The sequence below is a fragment of the Aerococcus sp. HMSC23C02 genome (assembly GCF_001806805.1).
Lineage (GTDB): Bacteria > Bacillota > Bacilli > Lactobacillales > Aerococcaceae > Aerococcus > Aerococcus sanguinicola.
This window is the reverse complement of the sequence record NZ_KV786060.1, coordinates 150,504-155,241: the sequence shown is the minus strand read 5'-3', so window position 1 is coordinate 155,241 and position 4,738 is coordinate 150,504. Positions and strand designations below refer to the sequence as shown.

Here is a 4,738-nt window from a genome sequence, read left to right as displayed (position 1 = left end):
CATCCTGATCATCGTCGTCAAAATCGTCGTGGATATCATCGTAATCGTCAACGCTTAAGTCATCATCATAGATATCGTCGTCATAATCGTCGTAAATATCGTCATAACCGTCATAGTCATAACTGTCAGTATAGGCGTCATAATCGTCCCAGTCATCGTCGTAACCATCATAATCGTCATCATAAGTGTCGTAATCGTCCCAGTCGTCATCAACTTCGTAATCTTCATAGTCATCGTAATCGTCATCGAAGTCATCAGCTTGGACAGTTTCGCCAAGTCCAAGGCTGCCTGCTCCAATCAGTCCGAGTGCGATGAGTAATTTTTTATCCAGTTTCATGTGATCATTCCCTTTCTTTTCTGTCATAATGAGTGATGCGAGGACTATTTTTGCCCTCCTGCTATACAATACAAGGGTTGTCCAAAATTTAGGGCCCTTTTTTAAAAAAAGATTTTGGGTCGAGTAGACCCGAGAACGTTCTGGCTCTCTTGTTATAAAATACAAGGGGGCTAAAAAATTTAGGGACTAATTTCTAAAATATTGGAGATTTTCTTTAAAAATGACCATTTCAGTCGCTTCGGTACTTCTTTTTTGCTATAGTAGGGCAAAATAGGCCCTAAAATTTCTTGGGCTTTTGTATTTTGTCTTAGGGCTGGAGGCTCTGATTATGGAGGAATGAGGGGATAAGTGATGGAGACGCGAGAGGAACGGAATGCGCTCATTCAAGAACATTTTGGTTTTATTATTAAGACAGTATCTGAAATAACGGGACGCTATGTGGAAGTCGGCAATGATGATGCCTTGAGTGTGGCTTTGATGGCTTTCGATGAGGCCATCTCACGTTATGATGAAGACCGGGGGCACTTTTTAGCCTTCTGTAAACTGGTGATTAAGAGCCGGGTCCTGACTCATCTTAAGGGAGAGGGCAAGGACCAGCAGGATGTTTCCTTAGACGACTTGCAGGAATTAGGCTTTGACCCAGTAGACGAGCGGCCGGTGTCGCAGACGGATATGAAGGTTGAGATTGAAGCCTGGAAGGAAGACTTGGAAGACTTTGCGATTACGCTGGAACAATTAGCGGATGAAGCGCCCAAGCACCGAGACACCCGAGAGCGGGCCATTGATATTTCTGAAGCATCCAGTAAGAAGCGGGCCATTACCGACCACCTCTTCACTAAGAAGCGCTTGCCCATCCGTAAGATGAGCCGGACTTTTGACGTGACAGAGAAGGTGATCAAGGGGTCCAAGACCTTTATTATTTCGGTAATTATCATTTTTGTGAAGGAATACCGGGCCATATTAGATTGGATTAGGGGGTGAGCGGGATGTTTGAAGAAGTGCTTATATTAGAGATAAAGACCGACTATGCCTTGGCCATGTCGCGGTCGGGGGAAATCCTCCGCATCCGCTTAAAGGACGGCTTGACGGTCGGCCAGCAGATCTATATCACAGAAGAAGATCGCTACCAACAAACACCTGCCAAGGCGCCAGTGCCCTTGAAGTCAGGAAGTAAGAAAAAAGGCCTTCCTTGGTTAACAGGAATCCTCGTGGCTGCCATGGCCCTTTTAGTTATCGGTGTAGCGACAGTAGCCAGCAATTGGAGCCAGGAAGATGAGATTCTAGGCTTGGGACGCAATCCAAGCATCCAGTTAGAAGTGGACAGTAAGGGGACCATCCAATCCCTAGCTGACGCCAGTGGCAAGGAACAAGCGGCCGCCAAGTATATCGGTGAGAAGCTCAAGGATGAGATCGACCAGCTGCTCGGCCAAGTGAAAGTGGCGGATGACCAGAACATGGTGGTCGCAAGCACAGGCCTGCCTAAAGACCAGGCCGACCAAGTCCGCCAGCAGATCCGTGATTATTATGAAGCGAACGGCTACGATGGCGATTTAATCTTCCTCCAGGCTGAAAATAGCGAATACCAAGCAGCCAAAGATAAGGGCCAGTCCCTGGCCGACTACCTGATCGACCACTATGACCTCAATATCTGGACGCGTGAGGAAAGTCGTGACTTGTCCGACCAAGAGAAGAAAGACCGTCTGAAGGGCCATGGCGACTACATCCATGTGGTCAACGAAGACCAGCGCCAGAAAGAGGAAGGAGAAGCCAAAAATAAAGAAGAAGAGAAGAAAAAAGAAGAGGAGAAAAAGAAAGAAGAAGAAGCTAAGAAAGAATCCGAAGCAGAGCCAGAATCCGGAGGTCAAGGAGCAAGTCCAGCCCCTTCCTCCCAGCCTGAAACGAATCCAAGTCGACCTGCTAACCAGCCCCAGCAACCAGCCAGGCCTAATCAGTCGGCTCCCGCACCCCAACCAGCCCCAGCCCCTTATCGAGCTCCCGCACCAGCACCCCAGCCCTCCTACGACGATGACTGGGACGATGACGATTGGGATGACGACGACTGGGACGACGATGACGACTAAGGGTGTGAGACTTGGCGCTTAGGCTTGGATGATTGGAGCAAGTAAGGATAAGAGCGAAGCATTCGCTCGTTCCTAACTTGTGAAATCACTCCAAGCCTGCCAAGTCGAGCCCGACTAAGGGTGTGAGACTTGGCGCTTAGGTTTGGATCCTTAATCTCGACTAAATCCCCAACACTCAAGCAAAGGCTTTGAATGTGGTTTGACGGTGCTCGACACTCAAGCAAAGCCTCTGAGTGTGGGTTGACGACGCCCAGCACCCAAGTAGAGTCTGCGATTGTGGTTTGACGGTGTCCGACACCCAATCAAGTCCTTCAAGTGTGGGGTGACGATGCCTAACACACAATCAGGCCCTCCGAATGAGGCTTGACACAGCAAATTCGGTTATAGCTTGCATGTAAAAAATTATTTAAGCCTGGAGCTATTGGAATAAAAATTATTCTAGTGGCTCCAGACTTCTTTTATCGGTATATCTTGCAGTCAAAACTGCTAAATCCGCAGTGAATGGTGGTGGTGTGCAGTCAACAGCTTAATTGTGCATTGAGTTGGACTAGCTTGCACTTGATAGTTCTAATCGTGAAGCTTATCAGCTTGCAGTCAATCCCTCAAAACATGCAGTGAATGATGGTGCCATGCAGCTAACTGCCTTAATTGCGCATTGAGTTACAGCAGATTGCAGGTGATAGCTCTAAACGGGAACTCAATGAACTTGCAGTCAACTCAGTTAAATCTGCAGTGAACCATGGCCATTTGCAGTGAAATCTTCTAAAAATGCAGTGAAGCTTTCTGCTGCGCAGTCAAACCCTAAAAAATGCAGCGAATGATCTTGGCTAAGCTTTAGGGGTCCCAAATAGCTTTTCTTGTCGCTTTATGTTAGAGTGAAGGAAATCACAAGAAAGGGTGGCAGATTATGGGAGACTTGTTTGAAGCGGTGCCGAATTTTTCTGAGGGGCGTGACCAGGAAGTAGTGGAGGCCCTCGCTCAAGAGGCCAGGTCAGTGGCAGGGGTGGTCCTGCTCGATTATTCAGCTGACGTTGACCACCACCGGTCCGTATTTACATTGATGGGGACGGGCCCCCAGTTGATCGAAGCACTGATCAAAATGACGACCGTCGCAGTGGAGAAGATTGATCTCAACCAGCACCAGGGTGAGCACCCGCGCATGGGAGCCTTGGATGTTTGTCCCTTTATTCCCCTGGGCCAGACTTCTATGGACCAGGCGTGTCGGATGGCCGAAGCCCTGGCTGAGCGTCTAGCAGCTGACTTTGACTTACCAGTGATGCTCTATGGAGAGGCGGCTAGCCAGCCTTCCCGCAACCGGGTGGCTGATATCCGCCGGGGAGGTTTCGAAGGTTTAGCTGATAAGCTTGCTGATCCGGCTTGGCAGGTAGACTACGGCCCCCAAGCCCCGCATCCTAGCGCAGGGATGACTGCTGTAGGGGCGCGTCCAGCTATGGTCGCTTTCAACGTAAACCTAGATACTAATCGTTTGGATGTGGCTCAGGCGATTGCTAAAAAGGTCCGGGGCTCGAGTGGGGGCTTCCCTGCCTGCCAGGCTTTGGGCATGGCCCTAACTGACCGCGACTTGGTCCAAGTCTCCATGAATATCTTGGACCTGGACAGTCTGCCCCTCTACCGGATCCTAGAAACGGTCCGCATGGAAGCAGCCCGCTATGGGGTGGCTGTACTCGAAACGGAACTGGTTGGCCTAGCCCCAGCCCAGGCCCTCTATGACAGTGCAGCCTACTACCTTCAACTAGCTGACTTTGATCCGCAAGGCCAGGTCCTCGAAGAAGAACTTCGCCAGGCTAAAGCAGACTAAAATAAAAACGTATCCTTCCAGTGCTTGGAGGCCTAGGGACTAGGCCAAGTGGAAACTGGGGATACGTTTTTTATTTTAAATGGTATTGTTCAAATTGTGGTGGGGTTATTTGCTATCTGCACTCAGAGTTCTTGGGCGCAAATCGGCGGTTGCTATTTGCTTTCAGGGCTTGCGAGTGCAAACTAGTGACTTGCTATCTGCTCTAAGAGCTTTCGAATGCAAATTGGTGACATGCTATCTGCACTCAGAGCTTCCAAATACAAATTGGCGACATGTTATTTGCACTACTCAGGGGTCTCGAAAACTAAGCGCTCTTGCTCGCACCCTACAGTCGGGTTCGGTCGCGCAGAAGTGGCTCCTCTTCACAAAGATCCTTCGAAGGCTTTCAGCCTTCTATGGCTCTTTGCTCCAGAGGTCCACTTCTACCCGCGCTCCCTCGCACCCTATAGTTGGGTTCGGTCTGGCAACTTTCGTGTCACTTCACAAGTCTTCGCCGCAGTC

The 4,738-nt window shown here is 49.5% G+C and carries 4 protein-coding genes; 3 read left to right on the top strand and 1 reads right to left on the bottom strand.

The window, feature by feature from the left end; translation table 11 throughout:
- Positions 1 to 364 (bottom strand): hypothetical protein (locus HMPREF3090_RS07395; RefSeq protein WP_210382193.1); only part of this gene is annotated, 364 nt, incomplete at its 3' end.
- Positions 365 to 688: 324 nt separating this feature from the next.
- On the opposite strand from HMPREF3090_RS07395, the gene HMPREF3090_RS07390 reads away from it, so the two are divergent.
- The 3 genes from HMPREF3090_RS07390 (at position 689) to ftcD (ending at position 4,237) form a co-directional block, all read left to right on the top strand.
- Positions 689 to 1,318 carry a hypothetical protein gene (locus HMPREF3090_RS07390; RefSeq protein WP_067974178.1) on the top strand — a complete coding sequence of 210 codons (630 nt, stop codon included), beginning with the start codon at positions 689 to 691 and terminating at the stop codon, positions 1,316 to 1,318.
- 5 nt (positions 1,319 to 1,323) lie between these two features.
- Entirely contained in the window at positions 1,324 to 2,418 is a 1,095-nt protein-coding gene (locus HMPREF3090_RS09725) for an anti-sigma factor domain-containing protein (RefSeq protein WP_067974181.1), read from the top strand.
- A gap of 907 nt (positions 2,419 to 3,325) precedes the next feature.
- Positions 3,326 to 4,237: a glutamate formimidoyltransferase gene (ftcD, locus tag HMPREF3090_RS07380; RefSeq protein ID WP_067974184.1), complete on the top strand. Its 912-nt coding sequence runs from the start codon at positions 3,326 to 3,328 to the stop codon at positions 4,235 to 4,237.
- Positions 4,238 to 4,738: the final 501 nt, after the last annotated feature.